At 71.2% G+C, this 23,966-nt stretch carries 25 protein-coding genes; 5 read left to right on the top strand and 20 right to left on the bottom strand.

Features of this window, described 5'->3' with window-relative positions:
- Nucleotides 1-2: 2 nt before the first annotated feature.
- The 6 genes from HL652_RS17000 to HL652_RS16975 all read right to left on the bottom strand — a co-directional run bounded on the left by HL652_RS17000 (nt 3) and on the right by HL652_RS16975 (nt 6,084).
- Nucleotides 3-350, bottom strand: a complete 348-nt coding sequence (locus HL652_RS17000; RefSeq protein ID WP_253743412.1) for a type II toxin-antitoxin system PemK/MazF family toxin — start codon at nt 348-350, stop codon at nt 3-5.
- Nucleotides 344-589, bottom strand: coding sequence for a CopG family ribbon-helix-helix protein (locus tag HL652_RS16995; protein ID WP_171706403.1), 246 nt, complete (start codon nt 587-589; stop codon nt 344-346). Before HL652_RS16995 ends, HL652_RS17000 begins: the two co-directional genes overlap by 7 nt.
- Before the next feature lie 102 nt (nt 590-691).
- Entirely contained in the window at nt 692-2,902 is a 2,211-nt protein-coding gene (locus HL652_RS16990; protein ID WP_171706402.1) for a glycoside hydrolase family 2 protein, read from the bottom strand.
- A gap of 7 nt (nt 2,903-2,909) precedes the next feature.
- The gene (locus HL652_RS16985; RefSeq protein WP_171706401.1) at nt 2,910-3,830 is read right to left on the bottom strand and encodes a carbohydrate ABC transporter permease; all 921 of its coding nucleotides are present in this window, start codon (nt 3,828-3,830) and stop codon (nt 2,910-2,912) included.
- A 3-nt stretch (nt 3,831-3,833) separates the two neighbouring features.
- The gene (locus HL652_RS16980) at nt 3,834-4,703 is read right to left on the bottom strand and encodes a carbohydrate ABC transporter permease (protein ID WP_216603927.1); all 870 of its coding nucleotides are present in this window, start codon (nt 4,701-4,703) and stop codon (nt 3,834-3,836) included.
- 25 nt (nt 4,704-4,728) lie between these two features.
- A complete protein-coding gene (locus HL652_RS16975; protein WP_171706399.1) occupies nt 4,729-6,084 on the bottom strand; it encodes an ABC transporter substrate-binding protein in 1,356 nt (451 codons plus the stop codon).
- 124 nt (nt 6,085-6,208) lie between these two features.
- On the opposite strand from HL652_RS16975, the gene HL652_RS16970 reads away from it, so the two are divergent.
- On the top strand, nt 6,209-7,213 hold the full coding sequence (locus HL652_RS16970) for a LacI family DNA-binding transcriptional regulator (protein WP_171706398.1): 1,005 nt from the start codon (nt 6,209-6,211) through the stop codon (nt 7,211-7,213).
- Nucleotides 7,214-7,234: 21 nt separating this feature from the next.
- Here HL652_RS16970 and HL652_RS22070 read toward each other — a convergent pair whose 3' ends face one another.
- The 6 genes from HL652_RS22070 to HL652_RS16945 form a co-directional block, all read right to left on the bottom strand.
- Nucleotides 7,235-7,408, bottom strand: coding sequence for a response regulator transcription factor (locus tag HL652_RS22070; RefSeq protein ID WP_371743520.1), 174 nt, complete (start codon nt 7,406-7,408; stop codon nt 7,235-7,237).
- Entirely contained in the window at nt 7,405-7,920 is a 516-nt protein-coding gene (locus HL652_RS16965) for a response regulator (protein ID WP_371743519.1), read from the bottom strand. Before HL652_RS16965 ends, HL652_RS22070 begins: the two co-directional genes overlap by 4 nt.
- The gene (locus tag HL652_RS16960; RefSeq protein ID WP_171706397.1) at nt 7,917-9,182 is read right to left on the bottom strand and encodes a sensor histidine kinase; all 1,266 of its coding nucleotides are present in this window, start codon (nt 9,180-9,182) and stop codon (nt 7,917-7,919) included. Before HL652_RS16960 ends, HL652_RS16965 begins: the two co-directional genes overlap by 4 nt.
- Before the next feature lie 46 nt (nt 9,183-9,228).
- Nucleotides 9,229-10,140 carry a type II CAAX endopeptidase family protein gene (locus tag HL652_RS16955; protein ID WP_171706396.1) on the bottom strand — a complete coding sequence of 304 codons (912 nt, stop codon included), beginning with the start codon at nt 10,138-10,140 and terminating at the stop codon, nt 9,229-9,231.
- 98 nt (nt 10,141-10,238) lie between these two features.
- A complete protein-coding gene (locus HL652_RS16950) occupies nt 10,239-11,198 on the bottom strand; it encodes a hypothetical protein (protein WP_171706395.1) in 960 nt (319 codons plus the stop codon).
- 8 nt (nt 11,199-11,206) lie between these two features.
- Nucleotides 11,207-12,595 carry an NHL repeat-containing protein gene (locus tag HL652_RS16945; RefSeq protein ID WP_171706394.1) on the bottom strand — a complete coding sequence of 463 codons (1,389 nt, stop codon included), beginning with the start codon at nt 12,593-12,595 and terminating at the stop codon, nt 11,207-11,209.
- 59 nt (nt 12,596-12,654) lie between these two features.
- Between HL652_RS16945 and HL652_RS16940 the strand changes: the two genes are divergently transcribed.
- The 4 genes from HL652_RS16940 to HL652_RS16925 all read left to right on the top strand — a co-directional run bounded on the left by HL652_RS16940 (nt 12,655) and on the right by HL652_RS16925 (nt 16,177).
- On the top strand, nt 12,655-13,926 hold the full coding sequence (locus HL652_RS16940; RefSeq protein WP_171706393.1) for an MFS transporter: 1,272 nt from the start codon (nt 12,655-12,657) through the stop codon (nt 13,924-13,926).
- Nucleotides 13,927-14,003: 77 nt separating this feature from the next.
- Nucleotides 14,004-15,356, top strand: coding sequence for a DUF3500 domain-containing protein (locus HL652_RS16935; RefSeq protein ID WP_253743410.1), 1,353 nt, complete (start codon nt 14,004-14,006; stop codon nt 15,354-15,356).
- 54 nt (nt 15,357-15,410) lie between these two features.
- Nucleotides 15,411-15,821 carry a YidH family protein gene (locus HL652_RS16930; protein WP_171706392.1) on the top strand — a complete coding sequence of 137 codons (411 nt, stop codon included), beginning with the start codon at nt 15,411-15,413 and terminating at the stop codon, nt 15,819-15,821.
- Complete coding sequence (locus HL652_RS16925; protein WP_171706391.1) at nt 15,818-16,177, top strand: DUF202 domain-containing protein; 360 nt, start codon at nt 15,818-15,820, stop codon at nt 16,175-16,177. Before HL652_RS16930 ends, HL652_RS16925 begins: the two co-directional genes overlap by 4 nt.
- A gap of 14 nt (nt 16,178-16,191) precedes the next feature.
- Here HL652_RS16925 and HL652_RS16920 read toward each other — a convergent pair whose 3' ends face one another.
- Genes HL652_RS16920 through HL652_RS16885 form a run of 8 tightly spaced genes read right to left on the bottom strand, consistent with a single transcriptional unit; the run spans nt 16,192 to nt 23,934 of the window.
- Complete coding sequence (locus HL652_RS16920) at nt 16,192-17,328, bottom strand: epoxide hydrolase family protein (RefSeq protein ID WP_253743408.1); 1,137 nt, start codon at nt 17,326-17,328, stop codon at nt 16,192-16,194.
- The gene (locus tag HL652_RS16915) at nt 17,325-18,005 is read right to left on the bottom strand and encodes an HAD family hydrolase (RefSeq protein ID WP_171706390.1); all 681 of its coding nucleotides are present in this window, start codon (nt 18,003-18,005) and stop codon (nt 17,325-17,327) included. The genes HL652_RS16920 and HL652_RS16915 overlap by 4 nt, the downstream gene beginning before the upstream one ends.
- 53 nt (nt 18,006-18,058) lie before the next feature.
- Nucleotides 18,059-18,820 carry an amino acid ABC transporter ATP-binding protein gene (locus HL652_RS16910; protein ID WP_171706389.1) on the bottom strand — a complete coding sequence of 254 codons (762 nt, stop codon included), beginning with the start codon at nt 18,818-18,820 and terminating at the stop codon, nt 18,059-18,061.
- Nucleotides 18,817-19,758 carry an amino acid ABC transporter permease gene (locus HL652_RS16905; protein ID WP_171706388.1) on the bottom strand — a complete coding sequence of 314 codons (942 nt, stop codon included), beginning with the start codon at nt 19,756-19,758 and terminating at the stop codon, nt 18,817-18,819. The genes HL652_RS16910 and HL652_RS16905 overlap by 4 nt, the downstream gene beginning before the upstream one ends.
- A 4-nt stretch (nt 19,759-19,762) precedes the next feature.
- On the bottom strand, nt 19,763-20,701 hold the full coding sequence (locus HL652_RS16900) for an ABC transporter substrate-binding protein (RefSeq protein ID WP_171706387.1): 939 nt from the start codon (nt 20,699-20,701) through the stop codon (nt 19,763-19,765).
- Nucleotides 20,702-20,735: 34 nt separating this feature from the next.
- A complete protein-coding gene (locus HL652_RS16895; protein ID WP_171706386.1) occupies nt 20,736-22,322 on the bottom strand; it encodes a xylulokinase in 1,587 nt (528 codons plus the stop codon).
- Nucleotides 22,319-22,663 (bottom strand): cupin domain-containing protein, encoded by a 345-nt coding sequence (locus HL652_RS16890; RefSeq protein WP_171706385.1) that lies wholly within the window; start codon nt 22,661-22,663, stop codon nt 22,319-22,321. The genes HL652_RS16895 and HL652_RS16890 overlap by 4 nt, the downstream gene beginning before the upstream one ends.
- Nucleotides 22,660-23,934: an FAD-dependent oxidoreductase gene (locus HL652_RS16885; protein WP_171706384.1), complete on the bottom strand. Its 1,275-nt coding sequence runs from the start codon at nt 23,932-23,934 to the stop codon at nt 22,660-22,662. Before HL652_RS16885 ends, HL652_RS16890 begins: the two co-directional genes overlap by 4 nt.
- Nucleotides 23,935-23,966 lie beyond the last annotated feature (32 nt).

Below are 23,966 nucleotides of genomic sequence, written 5' to 3'. Positions count from 1 at the left end.
CGTCACAGCCCGATCGTGAGCCTGATGCCCTCCATGACGCGGTTCATGAGGTGGAGTGGCACGCGCCCTGCGGGATAGGGGTCGATGAACTCGCGGCTCACGGGCCCGAGCTGGGACACGACGGCCACGGAGTCTTTCTCGAGTCCGGAGGCGTCGGCCGGGAGCAAGACGTTTCCGGGAAACGCCTCCAGCGCGGTGTTCGACGTCAGGGGTACCACGACGACCGTGTTGATGGTCGTGGCAAGCAGCCAGTCCTCCTGGAGCACGATCGAGGGGCGCACCTTCGCCGGCTCCGACCCGCGGGGCGAGCCGAAGTCGACCCAGACGATGTCGGCGCGGGCGATCACCACTCGGTGTGCTCCAGCATCCGTCGTTCCGCCTCGCGCACGAACTCGCCGTCGGCCGAGGGTTGACCGGCCCGGGCGATGACCGCGTCGGCGAGGCGGGTGAGCTCCTTGTCGCCGTCGAGCTCGTCGGCGTAGCGGCTGGCGGCCGCGCGGAAGAACTCCGAACGGTTCATCCCGTGCCGCGAGGCGACCCGGTCGAAGCGCTCGAAGTCATCGTCGGGGAGGGAGATGGCGGTCTTCATGGAGAGAGTATAACGCGTTATACCGCTCCCGCAGCGGTCGAAGGGAGGGTGTGGCGCGCGCCACGTTGGCAGGGGACGCGCGCCACGGCTGGGGCCCGCCCCTCAGGGAGCAGGCGCGGGGGCGGGCGCGGGCCGCGCCCCCCGGCGGTTGGGCTCCTCGACGGGGGCGGCGTCGAGGTAGCTGCGCGCGCGCACCGCACCCGCCTCGTCGACGAGGTACAGCGCGAGACGAGCGGATGCGGCCGGCGGCTCGATCGTCAGCGTCACCGGAGCGCCCAGCACGAAGGGCGTCACCGCGGGAACCGCAGCGGAGAAGGCGCCACGCCCGAGCGAGGCGGGCAGCGGTGACCCCGCCGCGATCCACGCGGCTTCCACCCGCCCGGCCACCGCATCCGTGCCGTGGTGCGAGACGCGCACCGTCAGCTCGAACGCTTCGAGCGGCACCTCGATGTCGGCACCGGCGGCGCGGGGCACGAGGTCGATGACGAGGAGGGTGTCGGCGTTCACGTCGGCGGGGCGGAGGCCGCCCGAGTCCTTGCGGCGGCGGTCGGCGTCGAGGAGGCCGGCGTTCTCGTGCTCGACATCGGCGAGCTCGGTGTAGACGTAGCCCGAGTAGCGGTCGTGGCGGCGCAGCTCCTGGGTCTGCCAGCGCAGGTGCCAGGCGCGTTCGAGGCTGGTGTAGCCCTCGCCGTACTCGCTGTTGAGCAGCGGCACGCCCGTGCGTGGGAACTCTCCCGACCCGTAGAGGCTCTTGTCGACCACGAAGTCGGGACCGAGCTTCACTGGGAAGACCTCGCGCGCCCCGCTGGCGAGGTCGCGCACGTTCTCGGCCCAGGTCGCCGGGTCGGGCTCGTAGTAGTGCCAGTCGACGAGATCGCTCTTCACGTGCGCCCAGCCCGAGTTCTCGACCAGCGGCCGGGTGTGGTCGAGGGCCGCCATCGTGTCGTAGGCGTGCGCGGCGGCCTCGGCGCGGCGGCGGCTGCCCGGGATGTCCCAGTCGAGCCCCCACTCCTCGTTGTACAACCCCCACACCACGATCGACGGATGATTGCCGTCGCGTCGCACCATCGGCTCCAGTTGGTCCTCGAACAGGGCAGCTGCCTCCGGGCTGAAGCGGCTCGGCGCTGCGGGCTCGGCCCACACGAGCATGCCGAGCTCGTCGGCGCGGTGGAGCCACCGCGGCTCCTCGAGCTTGAGGTGCTTGCGCACCATCGTGTAGCCGAGCTCGCGGGCGAGGTCGAGGTCGGCGAGCAGCGCCTCGTCGCTCGGCGCGGTGAGGCCCGTCTCGGGCCAATAACCCTGGTCGAGCACACCGCGCAGGTACAGGCGGTCGCCGTTCAGGCGCAGCACGCCGTCGCTCCACTCGAGGGAGCGGAGTCCGGTGGTGGCGACGACGCGATCGGCCCCCGCACCCTCGCCCACGGTCACCTCGACGCGATAGAGGTGCGGGTCGGCGGGCGACCATAGGCGCGGCTCGGCGATCTCGAGGCGCCCGCTCGCGCGGCCGGCCGCGTCGGCGGTGAGGCGGAGCTCGGCGCCCGTGGGATGCAGACCGGCCGCAGCCTCCGTCGCCGACTCAGCACGCGCATCCGTCGCCGCCACGCCCGCAGCGCCCGCGCCCCCGTCGAGCACCCGGATGCGCACCGCGGCCCCCGCGGGGGCGTCGCCCGCCAGCTCCACGGCAACGTCGATCCGCGTGAGACTGTCGCCCCGCAGCGTCACCGAGCGCGCATACGTGCGCCCGCGGGCCTCGACCCACACGCTCTGCCAGATGCCCGAGGTGGGGGTGAACGACACCCCGTCGTAGTCGTCGCGGGGGATCGATCGCTGCTTGCCGTGCACGATCGACCGCTTGTCGGCTGGTGACTCCACGGCCACCTCGAGCACAGCATCCCGCCCGGCCCGCACGTGCGAGGTCACGTCGAACTCGAACGAGGTGTAGCCGCCCACGTGGGTGCCCACGACGACGCCGTCGATCGAGACGGTGGCGCGGTGGTGCACGGCCCCGAAGCACAGCACGACCCGGGCGTCGGCCCAGGAGGCGGGCACCGCGAGGGTGCGCCGGTAGGTCGCAGCCTCGAGCCAGGTGCGCTCGATTCCCGAGGCCGGGGTCTCCCAGGCGAAGGGCACGGTGATGCGGGAGTCGCCGTCGATGCTCGAGAAGTCCCACTCGCCGTTGAGGCTGAGCCAGCGCTCCGAGCGGTCGAGGTCGGGGCGGGGGTATTCACCCTTCGGCACGAACGCCGGCACGGCCGACGCGGCCGCGGCCGCGGCCGAGGAGGTGGAGGTTGCGAGTTCTGTCGCGATGGTCATTGGTGGTCTAGCCCTTCACGCTTCCAGCGAGGATTCCGTTGATGAAATGGCGCTGCAGTGCGATGAAGAGCACGAGCAGCGGAATGAGGGCGACCGAGCTGGCGGCGAGCAGCTCGCCGGTCACGGTCGCGTAGTCGGCACCGATGCGGTTGCCGGTGATGTTCTGGGAGAGGGTCGACAAGACGACCTGCAGCGTCGCCATGCGCTCCGACGAGGCGATCACCACCGGCCAGACGAAGTCGTTGTAGATGTTCATGATGGTGAGCACCGCGAGCCCCGCGAGCCCCGGCCTGATGACCGGCAGCACGATGCGCCAGAAGATGCCGAACTCGCTGCACCCGTCGACCCGTGCCGCGTCGAGCAGTTCGTCGGGCACGGCGCTGATGACCTGGCGCATCCAGAAGATGGCGAACGCGTCGACGGCCCCGGGCAGGATGAGCGCCTGGTACGTGTTCACCCAGCCGAGCTCCTTCATCTCGAGCAGCAGCGGGATGATGAGCACGATCGTCGGCAGCATCAGGCTGATGAGCACCGCACCGAAGATGAGGTTCTTGCCGATGAACGAGTACTTCGCGAAGGCGAAGGCCGCGAGCGGGGCGAAGAACAGCGTGATGGCGCCCTTGAACACGAGCACGATCGCCGTGTTGAGGAACCCGGATGCGATGGGCACGTCGTCGAACATCGCCACGTAGTTGTCGAGGGTGAACGTCGACGGGTCGAACAGCAGGGGCGAGCGGATGATGTCGTTCGCGGGTTTGAACGCCGACAGCAGCGCCCAGGCCACCGGGGCGAGGAACGCGACGGTGAGCAGCACGAGGAACAGCTGCGAGCCGATCGCGGGCCGCGAGCGCCGCGGCGGGTTGCGGGTGCCGACGGGCGCGGGGGAGCGGGTGCCGCTCGTGCTCCGCGGTGTGGTGAGTGCGGTCATCCGTCAGTCCTTCGCTCGCAGCAGTCGCACGAACAGCAGCGACAGCGCCATGACGATGATCACGAGCAGGAAGGAGTTGGCGGCTCCCGTGCCGAGGTCGGCGCGCGTGATGTGGTTGTAGAGGTAGTAGCCGGCCGTGGTGGTGGAGTTGTACGGCCCGCCCTGGGTGACGACGAACGGCTCGGCGAACATCTGGAACACCGCGAGCGTCTGCAGCACGACGGCGAACATGATGGTGCGCTGCAGCAGCGGTACGGTGATGCTCCACAGTGTGCGCAGCCTGCTCGACCCGTCGAGCGAGGCGGCCTCGTAGACGGTCGAGTCGATCGACTGCAGGCCCGACAGCAGGATGATGATGATGAACCCCGTCGTCTTCCACAGGAACAGCAGCGCCAGGGTCGGCTTCGCCCACTCGCTCGTGGTGAGCCAGCCGACGTCCGGCAGCCCCACCAGCCCGAGCAGACCGTTCACCGCGCCGTAGTTCGTGTCGAAGACGACGACCCAGATCTGCGCCACGGCGACCAGCGGGGTGACGAAGGGCACGATGAACGCGACCCGGTAGAAGCCGCGCAGGCGCAGCTTCGCGTTGTCGAGCAGCACCGCGGCGACCAGGGCGATCACGAGCTGCGCGGGGATGATGAGCAGCCACAGCACCCCCGAGTTGGCGAGGGAGTTCCAGAAGCCGGGGCTCGTGAGCAGGTAGGTGTAGTTGTCCCAGCCCACCCACTCCGCCGCGCCTGAGCCCCTCCAGTTGGTGAAGCTCAGGCGGGCGGTGAAGATGAGCGGGTAGACGCTGAACGCGAGGAACACCGCGACGAACGGGAGCACGAACAGATAAGGAGCCAGTCTGCGCCGGGCCCGCGCGGCGGTCATCACGGTCATGGTCTGGTGCGCCGCCCTACTGCCGGTCGATGAGGTTGGTCTGGATCTCGTCGCTCGACTGCTCCAGCACCTGGCTCGGCGTGAGTTCGCCGTCGAGCATGCGCTGGATGTTCGTGCCGAGGTAGTCGACCGCGCCCGCCCACCACGACGGCGTCGGAACGCTCGCCGGGATCTCGGCACCCGCCTCGGTGGCCACGGCCCAGAGGTCTTGGTCGCCGAGCGCGGGAACCGGCTCGAACAGCGGGGTGCTCGGGTCGGCGGCGGGCAGGTAGCTCGGAATCGAGGTGTTGAGGCCCTCGGGGTAGACGGAGTTCGGTCCCCAGACGGCGCTGTAACCGGCCTCGTCGAACATGAGGAAGCTGTAGAACAGGGCGGCGAGCTCGGGGTTTTCGGCGTCTTTCGGGATGGCGAACGACGAGCCTCCCATGGCTCCGCTGCGCGCGCCGCCGTCTTCCCAAGCCGGGAGCGGCATCGCGCGCCAGTCGCCCTGGGTCTCGGTGAGCAGCTGCTGCGGGGCGAAGTCGAACCAGATCGCCCAGGGGTAGAACACCTGGTTGCCGTTCTCGAGCTCGGCGATGTCGGTGGGGCCGAGGTATTCGGCGCGGGTGCCGAGCCCCTCCTTCTGCACCGTGTCGAGGTAGCCGAGGATCTGCTCGTACTCGGGGCTGTCGAGGCGCAGCTGGCCGTCGGCGTCGGCGAGGCTGGTGCCGAGCTGACTGGCGTACATCTCGAGTTGCAGCTGACCGAGGAAGGGCGACTGCTCGAGGTGGATGGGGGCTGCGCTCGGCACGGCCTGCTTGTAGGCGCGTGCCGCGTCGAGCAGCTCGTCGTAGGTGGTGATGGTCGACGCGTCGACGCCGGCCGCCTCGAGCGCCGTGGCGTTGTAGTAGAGCAGGCCCGGGTTCGAGTCGAAGGGCACCCCGTAGATGCCGCCGTCGACGGTGTTGACGTCGAGCTTCTGCGGCGCGATGTCGGCCGAGTGCGGGGCGAGCACGTCGGAGAGGTCCCACAGGTGGTCGCTGAACCCGGCGATCTTGGCGTCGTCGAGGAAGACGCCGTCGGGAACGTCGGTGCCCGTGATGAGCGTGTTCTGCAGCTTCGCGTCGATGTCGACTGCCTCGTGGTTCACCTTCACGTCGGGGTACCTCTCGTTGAAGGCGGCGATGGCGTCGTCGAACACCTCGAACAGGTCGCCCGACCTGTCCCAGATGGTGATCTCGCCCGAGGGCGACTCCTCGGCCGGAAGCTGGAGCAGGTCGGTGGGGGAGGCGGAGCCGATGTCGGGACCGCAGGCCGTGAGCCCGAGGGCGACGGCGGCGGCGAGGCCGAGCGCGGCGGCCCGGGTCGCCGCTCGGGGCAGGTGCTTGTGCAAGGGGACACTCCTTTGTGACTGTGCGTTTGCCAACGTAGGCAAAACTGTAGCCCGTGTTTGCACACGATGCAAACGCTATGCTGGCGGCATCCGTCATCAGGTTCGAGCGCGAGGAGGCCCAGGCATGCCGGCAACGCTGCGTGACGTCGCCGAGCGGGCGAGCGTCTCCATCCGCACCGTCTCGAACGTCGTCAGCGGCTACGAGCACGTCAGCGAACGGATGCGCGCCCGCGTGCTCAAGGCCATCGACGAGCTCGACTACCGCCCCAACCCGGTGGCCCGCACCCTGCGCACCGGGCGCACCGGGGTGCTCGCACTCGTGGTGCCCGAGATCGACGTTCCCTACTTCAGCCAGCTGGCGCGCGACGTCATCAACGCGGCGGGCGAGCTCGGCTACCGGGTGATGATCGACCAGACCGGGCACGACCACCAGCGCGAGCGCGAACTGCTCACCGGCGGCGATCGCACCATGCTGTTCGACGGCATCCTGTTCAGCCCGCTCGTCACCCAGGCGGAGCTGCGCGAGATGAACGCCAGGAGCGGCATGCCGCTCGTGCTGCTCGGCGAGCACGACTTCGACGGGCGCTTCGACCACGTGGCGATCGACAACGTGCAAGCCGCCGCCGACGCCGTGCGGCACCTCGCCGCCTCGGGCCGCACGCGCATCGGCGCCCTCGGCACCCAGCCCGCCGAGGGGTACTCCACGCCGCAGCAGCGCACCGCCGGGTACCGGCAGGCGCTCGCCGACGCGGGTCTCGACTTCGAGCCCGAGCTCACGCGACCTGCCGCGCACTACAGCCGCGCCGACGGATACACCGCCGCGCAGGAGTTGCTCGCCTCGACCGAAGCCCCGGATGCGATCTTCTGCTACTCGGACCTGCTGGCGATGGGTGCGATGCGCGCCGTCTTCGACGCGGGCCTACGTGTTCCCGACGACATCGCGATCGTCGGCATCGACGACATCGAGGAGGGCCGGTACTCGCGCCCCTCGCTCAGCACGGTGTCGCTCGACACCCCGTTCATCGCGGCCCAGGCCGTGGCCCGCATCGCCGAACGCATCGACGACCCCGACCGCGAGGCCGTCGAGGTGGTCGCCCCCCACCGCCTCATCGTGCGCGAGAGCAGCTGAGGGGCGAGCGGCGGGCGCGCCTCAGCGCCCCGGCCCGGGCCCCGGCCCCGCCACCGTGACGACGCGGTTCTGGTACGCCCACACCGCGGCCTGCAGCCGCGACTGCACCCCGAGCTTCGGCAGCAGCCGCGCCAGATGCGACTTCACCGTCGCGACCTCCACCACGAGCTCGGCGGCGATCTGCTCGTTGGTCATGCCCTGGCGAGCAGCAGCAGGATCTCGCGCTCCCGCGCCGTGAGCAGCTCGACGGCCCGAGCGGCGGTCACCGGTTGCAATCGGCGACGCTGCACGTACTCGTCGACGACGCGCCGGGTCAGCGTGCGGTCGAGGGTGCCGTGCCCCTCGGCGACGCTCCTGATCGCGCGGATGATCTCGTCGGGGTCGGAGTCCTTCAACAGGAACCCCGACACCCCCGCCTCGAGCGCGCGGAAGACGTAGTCGTCGATGTCGAAGGTGGTGAGGATGAGCACGGGGATCGCCGGGTCGGCGTCGGGACCGCACAGCCGGGAGGCCACCTCGATGCCGTCGAGTCCGGGCATCCGGATGTCGAGGCACGCCACGTCGGGCGCGAGGCTCACGGCGAGCTCGAGCGCCTCGACGCCGTCGGCGGCCACCCCGACGACCTCGATGTCGTCTTCGGAGCCGATGAGCGCGGCGAGCCCGGCGCGCACGAGCGGCTGGTCGTCGGCGATCACGACGCGGATCATCGCTGCTCCTCCGGACCTGTTCGTGACAGGTCGCGCGGGATGCGCATCCTGGTCTCCCACCCGCCCACCTCCGTGGGGCCCGCCTCGAAGGAGGCGCCGATGAGTGCGGCGCGCTCACGCATGCCGAGCACGCCGAACCCGTCGTCGTGAAGGGGCAGCGGATGCGCGCCGGTGCGGGGGCCGTTGCCGACGGTCACCGTGGCGTGCGACTCGGCGCTGTCGTCGATGGTGACGGTGGTCGCCGCGCCGGGCGCGTGGCGGGCGGCGTTCGTGAGCGACTCCTGCACCATGCGGTACGCCGCGAGCTGGGCGAGCGGGGCGATGCCGGTGCCGAGCGGGCCCAAGGCGCCGAGACGCACGTCGAGGCTGGCCGGTGCACCCGTCTGCTGCGCCGCCGTCACCAGATCGCCCACCGTCGCCAGCGTCTTGAGCGCACCGTCGCCGCCGTGGCCGGCTCTCGACTCCGACTCGCGGAGCAGCCCGACCAGGCTTCGCAGGTCGTCGAGCACGGCGTTGCTCTGCTCGCGGATCTGCAGCGCCCCGGAGCGTGCCGCGGCGGGGTCGGTCGAGACCTGCCGGGCGATAGCCGAGGCCATCAGCGAGATGCCCGACAGGTGGTGGGCGGCGATGTCGTGGAGTTCGCGCGCCATGGCGCTGCGCTCCCGCGCGATCGCCTCGCCCACCTGCGCCTCCCGCTCGCGGAGTACGGCATCCAGGGCGTCCTGCTTCGCCCGCGCGGCAGCACGGTTGGCGGCGATCGTCGAGCCCACGATCAGCGGCACGCCCACCACGATGAGCCCCTGCCCGGCAGCCTCGAGGGCCAGCACGACGGGATCGGTGCGACCGAAGCCGACGCCCGCCACGAACTGACCGACGGCAACGAGGGCGGCGGATGCGGCGGCGGTCACCGCGATGAGGCGGAGCGGCAGCTGCACCGCGGCCGCGAAGGCCCCGACGAGCACGGGCACGGCGCTGGCGCTGAACAGGGCGGAGGGAGCGAACGCGGCCACCAGCACGGGAAGGGCAGCCACCCCCAGGAGTGTGACGCGCGGTGCCCTGCGCACCGCCGTGAGTGCGGCCGACTGAAGCACGAGCACCGCCACCGTGACGGCCCACGTCGCCGCCCCCGGCCGCGCCCCGTGCTCCGAGGGGTCGAGCTCGGCGAGGGAGCCGACCGCCCAGGCCGCGGCCACCGCGACGATCGCGGTCACGAGAGCTGTCGTGACGGCGATCGTCCGGTGGAGGCGGTGCACCGCGGGCATGAGCCGATCGTAATGCGACCGGGCGGCGACGGTTCGAGCGCGCACGTCACCGCCGCAGACCGAGTCGGCCCGGGGTGAGGAGGATGATCGCCGCTGCGGCCACGAGCGCCCCGGTCGCCATCGCCACCAGCGCCACGTCGCCGTCGAGCGAGGGGAACATCTCCACCCACAGCACCGAGGCGAAGGTGTTGACGCCGACGTGCATGAGCATCGACAGCGGCAGGCTCTGCCCGGTGCGGTTGAACACCCACGACATCACCACGTTGAAGGCGACGCAGAACACGAAGAAGGCGGCGGGGCGCACCCACGAGGCTTCGAGGAAGCCGCCCCACTCGGTGAGGAACAGGGGCGCGTGCCAGAGCGCCCACAGCGGTCCGAGAACGAACGCGGCGCGCAGCGGCGTGTAGCGGCCCTGCAGCCGGGGCAGGGCGAAGTCGCGCCAACCCGGCTCCTCGGCGAGGCCGGTCGTGATCATCTGGAACAGCAGCACGGGCACGAAAGCGAGCAGCGCCGCCGCCGAGGGGGCCTCGATGCGCCCGCCCGAGAAGACCAGCCCGGTGAGGAGCATCGCCGCCGGAACACCGAGCAGGGTGATCGCGTACCAGCGCGGAGCCACCCGCCAGCGCCACAACCGCGCACCCCACGCGCGGAGGCCCTGCCGGCCGCCGACCACCGCGGTGATGAGGAAGGCCGCGCCGATCGGGCCGAGATAGGCGCCGGGCAGCACCCCGAGTATCTGGCTGCTGCCGAGCATGTCGGGGAAGCGGAACGCCCACACGCCGAGACCGTTCTGCGACAGCACGTAGGGCAGCCAGGCCAGCCAACTCAGCACGTCGGCGAGCACGAAGAAGGAGATGAGCGGATGCGCGCGCAGCACCCCACGAAGACCCCCGATGGGGCGCGGGGAGGGGGCGACGGATGCGGGCTGCCGGTCGAGAGATCGTTCTGCAGTAGTCATGTCCGCCACGCTACGAAGCCCCCGAACACCGCTCTACGGCAGGAAGACGCCACCTCCGCAGTTCATCCCAAAGATGCAGAAGCCGCCGCGTGCCGCGCTCAGGCCTCCGCGGCGGGTGGGGTGCCCGCGCCCGCCGCGGTCCAGGCGGCGCCGACGGCGAAGAGAGTTGGGGCGCCGTAGTGCTCCATGGCCGCCGAGATGCGGCGGCGGCCGGTGCGCGGGTTGATGCCGAGCTGCTTCGAGGCGCTCTCGAGGGTGTTGCCCTGCTGCATGAGGCGCAGCAGCGACGTCCACGGCTGCTGCTCCGCCCCGATGGGCTCGGCCCGCCGCCAGAGCTCGTCGAAGTAGGCGCGCACGATGTTCGCGAGGCCGGCGTGCTGCACCCCGAGCACCCCGGTGGGGGTGGTCTCGCCCCAGATGAACGGCATGGCGATGTGGTCGCCGTCGACCCAGAACCAGCCGGGCGCTCGCTCGAGCGAGCGGTACTCCAGGCCGTGGGGGCCGTACTGCGCCATGCGCTCGCGCACAGCGGGGTCGGCGGTGGCGGCGCTCGGCACGATGATGCGCACCGAGTCCTGCTCGGCGAGGGCCTTGCCGAACCGCACGGCCCGCTCGCTCGAGGCATCCATCAGCCGGTCGATCTCGGTGAACACCGCGACGAGGGTGCCGGAGGGCTTCGGCACGAGTTCCCACCACAGGTCTTCGGCGGCGAACGGACCGTGGCGCAGCACCGTCGGCACGAGGTCGGTCGAGGTCTCGCCCACCGACCAGGCGCGCAGCATCGACGGCAGGTTCTCGAGGATCCTCTCGATGCCCGACATCGCATCCTCGGCCGCCACCCTCACCCGGCGGGTGTGCACCGAGACCGCGTCGTTCGCCCAGTCGGCGGGCGGCGGGTAGGCGAGACGCTCGCCCGCACCCGCGATCAGCCCCTGGTCGCGCAGGCGATGCACGGCCTGGGCCACGTGGGCGACATCGAGGTGCGTCGCGGAGACCGCCTCGTCGATGGTCGCCGGCCGCACGCGCAGAAGGATGCCCAGCAGGGTCGCGTCGTCCATCCGTCCCCTCACCTCCCGCCGGGTGTTCTCAGGCCTCGGCGGGAGGCGAGCACGGCGATCCCTGCCGACAGTGCGACCAGGGCGATCAGCGCGAGGCCCACCGCGGGGCGGAGGTCCGGCCCGAACCCGGTGGCGGCGAGCTCGCCGTGCCCCGGTTCGTGCGGGTCGGCCGTGGGGGTGGTGGGGGGAACGGATGCGGGGGCCGGCGAGGTCGGGGAGGGCGAGGCCGGGGGTGGTGGTTCGGCGCCGTCATCCGCGTCGTCGAGCAGGAGGAGCTGCTCGGGCTGGTCGGGGAGGCCGTCGACGAACAAATCGGCCTTCACGGCCTTCGTGTTCGTGGAGTCGAGCGTGTAGGCGATGATCTTTTGGCCGACCCGGCTGGCGACGTAGAGCCTGCCGTCGGCGCCGAAGCCGAGGCCCGAAGGGTGGTCGAGCTTCGCTTTCCCGAGTTCGCGAGGAACGACCTCGGTGGTGCTGCCGGTGGCGAGGTCGAGGGAGACGACGTCGTCGGTGCCCTCGCTCGTGACGTAGAGGATGCCGTCGTTCACGATCAGGCCGACGGGGTTGCCGATGCCGCCCACGGCGGGCGAGAGCACGTCGCCGAGGAAGCGGCCCGTGGTGGCGTCGTAGCTGCGCACCAGCTGCGCGGTGTTGTCGGCGACGTAAAGGGTCGTGGCGGTATCGGTGGCGCTGCCGGTGCCGCTCGCGGGGGCGATGACCAGCCCGCGGGGTGCGACGAGACCGCCGGCCTCGGCCGGCACCTCCGTCGCCGAGGGCACCAGGGTGCCGGCGTCGAAGACGACGTCAGGGTACTGCTCCGCCCACCAGGAGGAGGCGCCCGTCGTGGGGGTGGGTGCCCCTGAGCTGTCGAGGGCCGTCACCACGGCGCTGTCCTGGCTCGAGACCAGGAGGCCGCCGTCGGCTGCTGCGGCGAGGCCGTAGGGGTGGTCGATGCCCGGGTTGGTGGGTGCGCCGGGGGCGAAGACGCCCGAGGGCGGTGCGGGATGACGCGTGCCCGAAGCATCCGGTGTCTGGTAGCTCAGAACCGCGCTGTCGCTCTTCGTCGCGTTGGCGACCATCAGCCCGCCGTCGGCGGTGAGGAGCATGCCGCGCAGCTCGGCGAGGACGGGATCGTGCTTTCCGGTCGCCAGCACGGTCTTCGACACGAGGTGGCCGGAGGCGTCGTAGGAGGAGATGTTGTTGCTCGAGGAGGCGGCGTCGGATGCGCGCGCGTCGCTCGCCTCGCCGTGGAACGTCACGTAGAGGGCGGGTGTGTGCGAGTGCCCGTCGGTCTCCGCGGCCGCCGGCGACACCCCGACGGCGCCGAGCGCGAGCATCAGGCCCCCGGCGAGCACGGCCAGACGTCTCCCGGTGATGATGGCATGGTTGAGGGGCACGGACTCATGACACCACACCGGGGTTCCGCGCACCATCGTCATCGCGAAGGAGGGGCGGTATGCCGGAGGCCGAGAACGTGACGGCCGACGACGGCGAGCGCGCGAGGGTGCAACGGCGCACCCTCGTGGTCGTCGTCATCAGCCAGGTTCTCGGCGGCGCGGGCGTCGCCGCCGGCGTCACCGTCGGTGCACTGCTCGCGGAGCAGATGCTCGGCTCCGCGAGCCTCGCGGGCGTTCCCACCGCCCTGTTCACGCTCGGCTCGGCGTCGACCGCGTACCTGATCGGCCGGGTGACGCAGCGTTCCGGCCGCAGGCTCGGGCTCGGGTTCGGCTTCGCCGCCGGCGGGCTCGGCGCCATCGGGGTCGTCGTCGCCGCGGCGAGCGGTTCCGTGCCGTTGCTGCTCGTCTCCCTGTTCGTCTACGGCGCGGGCACCGCCACCAACCTGCAGGCGCGGTATGCCGGAACCGACCTGGCGGCCCCCACCCGGCGTGCGACGGCGGTGAGCATCGCCCTCGTGTCGACGACCCTCGGGGCCGTCGCCGGGCCCAACCTGGTCGAGCCGCTCGGGTCGCTCGCCTCGGCGCTCGGTCTGCCCGCCCTGGCGGGCCCGTTCCTCCTCGCCGCGGCCGCGTACCTGGCGGCGGGCACCGTGCTGCTGGCGTTGTTGCGGCCTGACCCGTTCCTTCTCGCGCGCCGGCTGAGTGCGCCCGTCGTGAGCGGCGCATCCGGAGTCGACCCGAAGGGCGAGGCGCCGAAGCCCGGCGCGGGAGCGTACGTGGGCGCGGCGATCATGGTGCTGACGCAGATCGCGATGGTGGCCATCATGACGATGACGCCCGTGCACATGCGCGCGCACCATCACGACCTCGGCGACATCGGGCTGGTTATCGGCATCCACATCGGGGCGATGTACCTGCCGTCGCTCGTCACGGGTGTGCTGGTCGACCGCATCGGGCGCACCCCGATGGCCGTCGCCGCCGGGGTCACGCTGCTGGCGGCGGGCATCACCGCTGCCGTGGCGCCGGGCGACGACATGCTGCTGCTCGTGGTCGCCCTGGCGCTGCTCGGGCTGGGCTGGAACTTCGGACTCATCTCGGGCACCGCACTCGTGGTCGACAACACCGTGCCGGCGAACCGCGCCCGGGTGCAGGGCACCCTCGACGTGCTGATCGCGCTCGCCGGGGCGGGTGCCGGCGTCATGTCGAGCCTCGTCATGGCGAGCACGAGTTACGCCACCCTCTCCCTCGCCGGTGGGGTACTCGCGCTCCTGCTCATCCCGGTGCTGCTGTGGGCGCGCGGGCGGTCGCGCACCTTTGCCGGGGAGCGCTGAGCGGCGCGCGGCATCTCTTGGGAGGGTCATAGGAATGGCATAGGGGGCGTATAGACCGCCTCCATACTGTCGTCGACATGACCCCACCAACCGAACCCCTGAACCGCGCAGCGAGGCGTGCCGACGCGCGACGCTCTCGCGCCGACCGCTCCCGCACGAAGCGTGCCGCCTGGATGGCCTCCGTGCTGCTGGCCGGCAGCATCGCGCTGGCAGGATGCGCGACCACGGGCGACAGCGCATCCGGATCGTCGAGCACGTCGAGCTCGTCGACGGTCGGCTCGAGCGCCAGCACCATCACCGACGCCGCCACGGTCTCGACCACCGATGCCACGACGACCGCGGAGACCATCGCCGACACGGCGGCCGCGGCCCAGGCCTTCCTCGCCACGCTCTCCGACGAGCAGCGCGAGGCCGTGCTCTACGACTACGACGACGAGACGAAGACGACCTCGTGGTCGAACTTCCCCGTGACCTTCGTCGAGCGCGCCGGCCTCAACCTCGCCGACCTCACCGAGGAGCAGCAGACCGCGGCCCTCGCCGTGCTCGAGTCGCTGCTGAGCGACGAGGCGTACGAGACCGTGGTCGGCATCATGGGCGGAGACGAGTACCTGCACGAGAACTCCTCCAGCACCGAGGAGTCGCTCGGCCAGTACTACATCGCCTTCTTCGGCGACCCCACCGACTCCAGCGCCTTCGAGGTGCAGTTCGGCGGGCACCACCTCGGCATCAACGCCACCCTCGACGGCTCCGCCGACTCCGGCACCGGTGCCATCACCTTCGCTCCCACGCACCTCGGCGTGCAGCCGGCCGTCTACACGACTGCCGACGGCACCGAGGTGCAGCCCTTCGACGGCATCTACACCGATGCCTTCGCGTTCTTCGACAGCCTCACCGCCGAGCAGCAGGCCACCCTCACCTCGGGCGACGTGAGCATGTGCGCCCCGGGCGACACCTGCGACTTCTCCACCGGATCGGGCCTCACCGGCGCCGACCTCACCGACGAGCAGAAGGAGCTCCTCCTCGACCTCATCGCCAACTGGTCGGAGATGGCCGACGCCCAGACCGCGGCGACCACCCGCGCCGAGATCGCCGCAACCCTCGACGAGACAGTGATCGCCTGGTCGGGCGAGACCACCTACGACATGACCACGGGCGACGGCATCAACTTCTCGATCTCGGGCCCGAACGTGTACGTCGCGTTCCAGGCCCAGCAGGGCTCGGCCGGAGCCGATGTCGACGGCGTCACGACCTCCGGATGGGGCCACGTGCACACCATCTACCGCGACCCCGCGAACGACTACGCCGGCAGCGTCACCCAGCAGGCCGCGACCGGCGGCATGGGCGGGGGTAGCGGGGCGCCCAGCCGCGGAGCGCCCGACGGCTCGTCCGGCGACAGCTCGTCCGGCGACGGAGGTACCGGCCCCGCGTGACCCGACCCGCCCCCGCCGGGCGAGGGTACTGTGGAATCGACGAGAGGGGCCGAGGTGACGCCGAGCGATCCGCCCCCTCCCGCCGACCGCCCGAGCGCCGTCCCCTCGCGGCCCCGTCGGTTCCCCGCCTCGGTCTTCGGCAGGGGCAGCGAACCGGATGCGCGGTTCAGCCTCGCGAACGAGCGCACCTTCCTGGCCTGGATCCGCACGGGCCTGGCGTTCCTCGCCGGAGGTGTCGCCCTCGAAGCCCTCGGTCTCGGCATCCATCCCGGCTTCCGCCTCGCCGCGTCGCTCATCCTGATCGTCGCCGGACTCCTCACCCCGCTGCAGGGCTGGTTCGGCTGGGTGCGCACCGAGCGGGCGCTGCGCCTCGGCACGCCGCTGCCGAGCGCTCCGCTCGCGCTGCCGCTCGCGATCGTGGTCGGGGTGGTGGGCGTGCTGGTGCTGATCGGCATCCTCGTGTGAGCGTCTTCGACCCCGGTCTCCAGCCCGAGCGCACGGCCCTGGCGTGGCGGCGCACGGCGCTCGCCCTGCTCGTCGGCTCTCTCGTCGCCCTGCGCATCCTGCCCGAGGTCTTCGGCACCTGGGCCGTCGCGCTGGGCCTCGTCGGCGTTGTCGCGGCGGGCGCTCTGCTCTGGGCCGTGCACCGCCGCTACAGCACCCACCACCGCCTCCTCACCGATGAGGGCGACCGCGCGGCCCTTGCCGGCGGCCGCCTCATCGCCGCCCTGACCCTCTTCTGCGTCGCCGCAGCCGCCCTCACCCTCGCCCTCGTCATCACGATGGCCGCCACCGGCTGGTCGCTCTTCACCGCCCGCTGACGCCGGGCCCCCGCCTAGCGCTCGAGCTCGTCGAGGAAGGTCGCGATGTCGGCGGCGAGCAGCTCGGGCTCCTCGTGCGGTGCGAAGTGGCCGCCGCGGGGGAACCGCGTGTAGCGCACCACCCGGTAGCTGCGCTCAGCCCATTCGCGGGGAGGCTGCACGAGGTCGTGCGGGAACACGGCGACGGCGGTGGGCACGGTGACCGAGCGGATCGGTGTCGTCTGCCCGTGCGCGAACTCGTAGTAGGGGCGGAGCGAGGTCGAGGCCGAGTTCGTGAACCAGTAGGCCGACGCCTGGGTGAGCAGCGCGTCGTCGGAGAAGCGGGTGCTCACGTCGCCGTCGTCGTCGCTCCAGGCGTCGTACTTCTCGACGATCCAGGCGAGCAGGCCCACGGGGGAGTCGCTCAGGGCAGGCGCGAGCGACAAGGGTCGGGTCTGCTGCTGGTGCTCGTACGCCCCCTCCTCCTTCTCCCACAGGGCGATGGCCGCGAGGTGGTCGCGCTCGTCCGGCGTGAGGCCGGCCGGGTCGGGATCGGCGGGGCCCGCCACCGCCATCAGGTGGATGCCGGCGACCGCCTCGGGATGGGCCTGCGCGAGACGGGAGGTGATTCCTGCTCCCAGGTCACCGCCGTGGGACGCGTAGCGTTCGAATCCCAGCACCTCGTGCATCAGCCGGTGCCAGAGCTCGTGGGTCTGCTCGCCGAGGCGTGGGCGTGGCGGAGAGAACGGCAGCCCGGGAATGGCCGGCACCACGACGGTGCGCGGGGTGAGGTCGAGGCCGTACCGCGAGGGGGCGGAGAGCAGACGGGCGAGGGTGACCATCTCGAGGATCGTGCTGGGCCAGCCGTTCGTGGCGATCAGCGGGAGGCCGCCGGGCCGCTCGGCGTCGAACTTCAGGAAGCGCACGGGCGTGCCGTCGATCACCGCCTCGAACGCCGGCAGTGCTGCGATCTCCCTCTCCTGCGCGGGCCAGTCGAAGCCGTCCGCCCAGTACCGGGCGAGGCGGCGCAGCAGTGCCGCATCGGTGCCGGCTCGTCCTTCGACCGGCGGCCACTCGGGCGCCCACCGGGTGTCGCGAACTCGACGGCGGAGCTCGGCGAGCTCTCCGGAGGTCACCTCGAGCAGTCTCGTCGGCGTGTAGTTCTCGGTCACGGCACTCTCCCTGGGGTCGATGTGCTCACCTCATCGAGGAGGGTGTACCGCACCCCCGCCTCGTCGAAGCGGCGGACGGTCGTGGCGCTCGGGGCGACCAGCACGGTGCGCCGAGCGCCACGGGCGGTCGGCAGATCGGATGCGGAGTCGGTGTAGAAGACCGCCGTTCCGACGTCGACCCCCGCATCCGTCAGCGACCGGAGCTTCTGCTCGCCGATGTTGTACGGCTCGATCAAGGCCCGCCCCGCGCCCACGGTGATGGCCGAGGCCACCACGGCCGCCGGCTCGAGGCCGAGCGCGCCGACCAGGGCACGAGCCGCATCGTCGTTGCTCGCCGTCGCCACCACGACCTCGTCGCCTCGACGCGTGTGCTCCCGGAAGGCCTCGACGGCCGCCTCGCGGATGAACCTGCGCTCGCGAACCCACCGGGTCGCGATGCCGACGGAGAGCTCCCGCAGCTCGGCCGGCGACCATCCGGCGAACGCGTGGCCGATGACGGTCGCCGCGGCGGCCCGACGCCTCTCGGGGTCGTTCCGCAGCCGCATCGAGTTCGCCACCGCGGGGAGCGGCACGAGTGCCCGGTGCGGCGCTCGCCGCAGTGCCGCGGTGACGACGGCGGTCATCAGGTCGCGCCTCGTCAGCACTCCGTCGAGGTCGAAGACAGCGAGCCCGGTCATGTCTCCCATGATGCCCGACGACCGCTGCCCGACGACGTCACGGCCCGACGACGTCACAGCACGCTGGCCAGGAAGCTCCGCGTGCGTGCCTCGCGCGGGTTGCTGAACAGCTCGGAGGGCGGCCCGCTCTCGACCACCACGCCGCCGTCCATGAAGACCACGGTGTCGGCGACATCCCGCGCGAAGGCCATCTCATGCGTCACGATCACCATCGTCAGGCCGTCGTCGGCGAGGGAGCGCATCACCTCGAGCACCTCGCCGACGAGTTCCGGGTCGAGCGCGCTCGTCGGTTCGTCGAACAGCATCACCTCCGGCTGCATGGCGAGCGCGCGGGCGATCGCCACGCGCTGCTGCTGACCACCCGAGAGATGGCGCGGGTAGGCCGCGGCCTTCTCGGCGAGCCCCACCCGCTCGAGCAGTGCGACGGCACGCGCGGCCGCTTCCTGGCGGGGCACCTTGAGCACCCCCACGGGCGCCTCGACGATGTTCTCGAGCACGGTCATGTGGGGGAACAGGTTGAAGCTCTGGAACACCATGCCGAGCCGAGTGCGCTGCCGTGCGAGGTCGCGCTCCGGCAGCTGCACCAGTCGCGACCCCTCGTCGCGGTAGCCGATGAGCTCGCCCTCGAGCCGGATGCGACCGCGGTCGATCTCCTCGAGCTGATTGATGCTGCGCAGCAGCGTGCTCTTGCCCGACCCCGAAGGCCCGATCACGCAGGTGACCTGGCCGCGATCGATCCCGAGACTCACGCCGCGCAGCACGGCATGGGAGCCGTAGCTCTTGTGCACTCCCTCGACCTCGAGCAGCGGGCTCATGGCCTTCCTCCTTTCTGGGGCGGCGTCGACACCAGTCGCCGGATGCCGCTGGTGAAGATCTGCACGGGGGTCTGCGGCTGGTGACGCAGGGAGCCCCGGGCGAAGTGCCGCTCGATGTAGTACTGCCCGATGGTGAGGAGCGTGGTGACGATCAGGTACCACAGGCTCGCGACGACCAGCAGCGGGATCGTCTCGAAGGTGCGCTGATACACCAGCTGCGCGCTATAGAGCAGCTCGGGGAGCGAGGTCACGCTCACCAGCGACGAGGACTTCAGCATGCTGATCACCTGGTTGCCCGTCGGCGGGATGATCACCCGCATCGCCTGCGGGAGCACGACACGACGCATCCGTCGACCGCCCGTCATACCGAGCGCCCTCGCCGCCTCGTCCTGCCCGCCGTCGACCGACTGGATGCCGCCGCGGATGATCTCCGACATGTAGGCGCCCTCGTTCAGCGCCAGGCCGAGCAGGGCCGCGGTGAACGGCGTGACCACGTCGTTCACGTCGAGCTCCACCAGCGTGGGGCCGAAGGGAACCCCGATCGAGATCTCGGGCAGCAGCGCGGCAAGATTGAACCAGAAGATGATCTGCACGAGTAGCGGTGTGCCGCGGAAGAACCAGACGTAGAACCACGCCACCCACCGCAGGATGCGGATCGGTGACAGGCGCATGAGGGCGGCGACGACTCCGATGGAGATGCCGGCCGCCATCGACAGCACGGTCAGCACGATCGTGAGCCAGAGTCCGCGGAGGATCTGGGGGCTGAAGAAGTACTCGCCGACGACTCCCCAATCGAGGTTCGGGTTCGTGATGAAGATGTTGGCCGCGCCGAGCGCCGCGAGCACGACCAGCCCGGTCACCACCCACCACACCGGATGCTGTCGATGCTTCACCCGCACGTCGCCATCGACGTCGAGGGCCTTCAGATCGGTGCTCATACGATCACAGGGGGTTGATGACGACCTGGTCGGCCGTGATCGCTGCGGTCGAGATGCCCCACTTGTCGAGGATCTTCTGGTAGGTGCCGTCGGCGATCAGCACCTTCAGCGCCTCCACCACCACGGGCCCGAGCGCGCTGTCCTTCGGCACACCGATGGCCTGCGGCAGCGGCTCGTGCTCGAAGGCCTGCACCGCGAGCTTCGCGTTCTCCTGGTCTGCGGCGTAGGCGAGCTGGTCGCTCGAGACCGCGTACGCGTCGGAACGACCGGTCGAGACCGCGAGCACCGCATCCGTCTGCGTGGGGAAGGTCTGGATGTCGATGGCCGGCTCGCCGCCCGCGACGCACTCCTCGCTGATCGCCTCGACCTGGTCGATGAAGTACGAGCCGGCGAGGGTGGCGAGTTTGATGCCGCACAGATCGGATTGGGTGTCGAGCGTGAGTTCAGCGCCCTCGCGCACCGCGAAACCGGTGGGCAGCACGAACTGGAAGACCAGGTCGACGATCTCCTGCCGTTCCTCGGTCACGCCGAAGTCGACGAAGGCCGCGTCGTAGCGGCCGCCCTGCAGGCCCGGGATGATGCTGTCGAAGCTGCCGACGCCTGACGCCTGGAAGTCGAGCCCCGATACCTCGGCGACCGCCTGCGCGAAGTCGGGCTGGATGCCCACCAGCTTGCCGTCTTCGAGGAACTGCTGGGGCGCGCCGTCGTTGTAGATCGCGACGGTCAGCGCCTTGCCCGCGAGATCGTCGGGCACGAGGGCGGTGACGCTGTCGACCGGGGAGAGCCCGAACGACTCGGCGCCGCTGCCGGACTCCGCGCCGGCGGTCGGGGTGCCGTCTTCGGAACCGGGTGTCGAACATCCGGCGAGCAGGGCGGCCGTGGCCATAGCTGCGACGAGGGTCGCGGTGACCCGGCGGGGGCGGAGGAGCGGTGCGGTGTTCATGTCAACCTTTCGGGATTGGGGTGATATTGCAATGTCACAGGGTGGCAGCAGGGGAGGAGCTGTGGTGCGGGTCGGCTGAGGCGCGTGCCGCCGAGATGCGGTCGAAGGTGGGGAGAAGATCGCGGTAGGCGCTCTGGAAGAGCTCGTACTTGTCGTCGTAGAGCGCGGCTCGCGAGGCGTCGGGTTCGAACACCCGCGCCTCTCGCACCATGCTCTCCGTGGCCTCGGCGACGGAGCCCCAGTGGCCGCTGCCCACGCCGGCGAGCACGGCCGCGCCCAGGGCGCCGGCGTCGAGCTGCGCCATCGTCACGACGGGGAGGCCGAGGATGTCGGCCTCGATCTGCTTCCAGACGGCACTCCTCGCTCCTCCACCGAGGGCTCTCACACGGTCGATCGGAACGCCGAGCTGCCTCATGACGTCGACGTTGCGCCGCACGACGAAGGCGACCGACTCGAAGATCGCGCGAACGACGTGGCCACGGGTGTGCTGGAGGCTGAGGCCGAGCAGCACTCCGCTCGCGTCGTCGTTGTTCTCCGGCGCCATCGCCCCCTGCAGATAGGGCAGCATCATCAGTCCGTCGGCGCCGGGCGGGGTCTCCGCGGCGAGTTCACCGAGCCGCGCGTAGCCGTCGTCACCGGAGCGCGCCGCGTCGGAGACGACCGACTCGGAGAGCTGATCGCGGAACCAGCGCAGGATGATGCCGCCGCTGGTGAAGGTGTGGAACATGTAGGTGTCGGGCAGCGCGTGGTAGTGGCAGGGCATCGCCCCGCTCGGGTCGAGGCGGGGTGCCTCGATGGTCGCGCAGAGGGCGATCGCCGCACCCGTGTTCTCGCTGAAGCCGCCCGGCACGAAGTTTCCGGCGCCGATCGCCCCACAGGCCTGGTCGAGTGCCCCGGTGCAGACGAGCATCGAGGCCGGCAGGCCGAGCTCGTCGGCAGCGGAGCCGCGGATGGTCGCCACAGGGGAACCGGGTTCGACGATCGCGGGCAGCTGGTGGGCGTCGATGCCGATCGCGTCGAGCATCTCGGGCCACCACTGCTTGCTGCGGAAGTCCCAGTAGCAGGTCGAGGTGGCCAGGGATCCCTCGGTCACGTACTCACCGGTCAGCCGCCAGATCAGCCAGTCCTCGAGCAGCAGGTAGCGCGCTGCCGCCTGGGCCGTGGCGGGCTCGTTGCGGGTGAGCCACAGCACCTTCGCGGCAGGCCAGGTGGCGAGCATCTCGGGCTGACCGGTGACCCGGTAGACCTCGTCGCCGAAGACGTCGGCGAGGTGCGCGGCCTCGGCCGTCGCGCGGTTGTCGAGCCACACGATGGCGGGTCTGAGCGCGGTTCCCGCGGCATCGACCGGTACCAGTGTCTCGCCCTGGGCCGAGACGGCCGCCGCGCGGATGCTGCCCGCATCGACGCCGGATGCGCGCAGCAGCCGGCCGAGCGCGAGGCGGAGCGCCTGCCAGTAGGTCTCCACCTCCACCTCGACCCAGCCGGGGTGGGGTGCGAGCAGCCCGTACTCCTCGGTCTCCTCGCCGACGAGCGCGCCGCGGGAGTCGTAGACGGCGCACTTGAGGGCGGTGGTTCCGAGGTCGATGCCGAGGAACGCCGGGGCGCTCACGCTCACGCTCATGCTCCTGCCTCCTCGCCGGGCCCGCCCGCCCAGACGATGACCACGCGCTCCGAACCGCGATTGTGGATGGTGTGCGGCACGCCGGGCGGGATGGTGAGGGCGTCGCCGGCGCGGAGCACGTGCTCCGCGCTGCCGTCGTCGACGACTGCCTCGCCCTCGGTGCAGTAGAACACCTCCCAGGAGCGTGCGTGGCCCGCGTCGAGGCCCCCGATCTCGCCCGGTTCGACCACCGAGGTGCCGAACCAGAGCAGGTCGTTGCGGAAGTACTCCCGGCAGAGTTCGGGCCCTTCGTAGAATTCGGTGGCCTCTGTCAGGCGCACCGTGCTGGCTGTCGTCGTCATCGACGTGTCCTTCCTCGTGGGGTTCGATAGGGCTGGGTGTCGATCGCCGGCTCGATGCCGTCGATCTGGTCGGCGACGATCTCGGCCGAGCCCGCCGCCTGGGTCCAGCCGAGATGGCCGTGACCGCTGTTGACGTACAGTCCGCGGAGGGCGGTGCGGCCGAGGATCGGGTTGCCGTCGGGGGTCGCCGGCCGCCAGCCGACGTGGAACTCGGCGCCCGCCCAGTCGAGCGCACCCGGGAACAGGCGGTCGCCCGTCGCGCGGATCGAGTCGTAGTCGCCTGGGTTCGATCCGCTGTCGTAACCGGCGAACTCCGCCGTCGACGACAGGCGCAGCGCATCGCCCATGCGGGAGAAGGCGACGTGTGCGCGCTCGTCGACCCCGCCGACGTCGGCGACCGATGCTCCGGGGCGGATGGGGACCGTCGCGGCGTAGCCCTTGGCCGGCAGGATGGGCAGGCGCAGTCCGGCCGTGCGAGCGAGCTCGGCCGTGCGGGCCCCCGCCGCCAGCACGACGGCGTCGAACGAGCGGGAGCCACCGGGAGTGACCAGCCCTGTCACAGCCCGCGCCTGCGACTCGATCGCGCGTACCTCGGTGGCGGAGTGCACCGTCAAGCCGCCGTCGACGGCCCGCTGCAGCAGCTGCAGGGTGAAGGCGCGGGCGTCTCCGTGCGCGGAACCCGTGGTGTAGAGCACGCCACCGAGACCCGTGGCCGCCGCGGCGAACCCGGGGTCGACCTCGGTGAACCGCGCCCCGGCGTAGCTCTCGTAGCGTTCACCCGCCGCAGCGAGCTGCCCGCGTTCCTCAGCGAGCGCTGCGAGGTGCTCGGGCGAACCGGCGAGGAAGGCCATGCCGTTGGCCTCGAACGAGAAGTCGAGCCCGAGCTCCGCCTGCAGCTCCTGCAGCCGGTCGAGGCTGTAGGAGCTCAGCGCGTGGGCCGCGCGCACGTTCCGTCGCATCCGTGACGGGAGGCATTCCCTGAGGAAGCGCAGTCCCCACGGCACGAGGGACGGTCCCGCGCCGGCGCGCACCCGGATGAACGACTGCTTGCGGGCGAGCAGGGAGCGCGCCAGCATGCCGATCGCCGAGGGCGTACCCCACACCAGCGAGTCGCCGGGCACGATCAGTCCGGCGTTCGACGCCGTCGCCCCGGTGGCCGCCGTCTCCTCCCGCTCGTAGAGGTCGACGGAGTGGCCGCGCCGGAGCAGCGACCAGGCGGTCGTGACTCCCACGACCCCGCCGCCGACGACCGCGATGCGTTGTGCTGACACTCCGTCTCTCCCTTGCTCGATCAGTCCGGTCG

Source organism: Herbiconiux sp. SALV-R1 (assembly GCF_013113715.1).
Lineage (GTDB): Bacteria > Actinomycetota > Actinomycetes > Actinomycetales > Microbacteriaceae > Herbiconiux.
This window is presented reverse-complemented; position numbering and strand designations above follow the sequence as displayed.

What these genes read in the sequence shown, in the direction of transcription:
- HL652_RS16940 (WP_171706393.1), top strand. Translation starts at nt 12,655, where the DNA reads ATGCCGGAGGCCGAGAACGTGACGGCCGACGACGGCGAGCGCGCGAGG.
- HL652_RS16900 (WP_171706387.1), bottom strand. Translation starts at nt 20,701, where the DNA reads ATGAACACCGCACCGCTCCTCCGCCCCCGCCGGGTCACCGCGACCCTC.
- HL652_RS16890 (WP_171706385.1), bottom strand. Translation starts at nt 22,663, where the DNA reads ATGACGACGACAGCCAGCACGGTGCGCCTGACAGAGGCCACCGAATTC.
- HL652_RS16970 (WP_171706398.1), top strand. Translation starts at nt 6,209, where the DNA reads ATGCCGGCAACGCTGCGTGACGTCGCCGAGCGGGCGAGCGTCTCCATC.
- HL652_RS16955 (WP_171706396.1), bottom strand. Translation starts at nt 10,140, where the DNA reads ATGACTACTGCAGAACGATCTCTCGACCGGCAGCCCGCATCCGTCGCC.
- HL652_RS16915 (WP_171706390.1), bottom strand. Translation starts at nt 18,005, where the DNA reads ATGACCGGGCTCGCTGTCTTCGACCTCGACGGAGTGCTGACGAGGCGC.
- HL652_RS16910 (WP_171706389.1), bottom strand. Translation starts at nt 18,820, where the DNA reads ATGAGCCCGCTGCTCGAGGTCGAGGGAGTGCACAAGAGCTACGGCTCC.
- HL652_RS16950 (WP_171706395.1), bottom strand. Translation starts at nt 11,198, where the DNA reads ATGGACGACGCGACCCTGCTGGGCATCCTTCTGCGCGTGCGGCCGGCG.
- HL652_RS16990 (WP_171706402.1), bottom strand. Translation starts at nt 2,902, where the DNA reads ATGACCATCGCGACAGAACTCGCAACCTCCACCTCCTCGGCCGCGGCC.
- HL652_RS16895 (WP_171706386.1), bottom strand. Translation starts at nt 22,322, where the DNA reads ATGAGCGTGAGCGTGAGCGCCCCGGCGTTCCTCGGCATCGACCTCGGA.
- HL652_RS16905 (WP_171706388.1), bottom strand. Translation starts at nt 19,758, where the DNA reads ATGAGCACCGATCTGAAGGCCCTCGACGTCGATGGCGACGTGCGGGTG.
- HL652_RS16935 (WP_253743410.1), top strand. Translation starts at nt 14,004, where the DNA reads ATGACCCCACCAACCGAACCCCTGAACCGCGCAGCGAGGCGTGCCGAC.
- HL652_RS16965 (WP_371743519.1), bottom strand. Translation starts at nt 7,920, where the DNA reads ATGATCCGCGTCGTGATCGCCGACGACCAGCCGCTCGTGCGCGCCGGG.
- HL652_RS22070 (WP_371743520.1), bottom strand. Translation starts at nt 7,408, where the DNA reads ATGACCAACGAGCAGATCGCCGCCGAGCTCGTGGTGGAGGTCGCGACG.
- HL652_RS16985 (WP_171706401.1), bottom strand. Translation starts at nt 3,830, where the DNA reads ATGACCGCACTCACCACACCGCGGAGCACGAGCGGCACCCGCTCCCCC.
- HL652_RS16960 (WP_171706397.1), bottom strand. Translation starts at nt 9,182, where the DNA reads ATGCCCGCGGTGCACCGCCTCCACCGGACGATCGCCGTCACGACAGCT.
- HL652_RS16980 (WP_216603927.1), bottom strand. Translation starts at nt 4,703, where the DNA reads ATGACCGCCGCGCGGGCCCGGCGCAGACTGGCTCCTTATCTGTTCGTG.
- HL652_RS16995 (WP_171706403.1), bottom strand. Translation starts at nt 589, where the DNA reads ATGAAGACCGCCATCTCCCTCCCCGACGATGACTTCGAGCGCTTCGAC.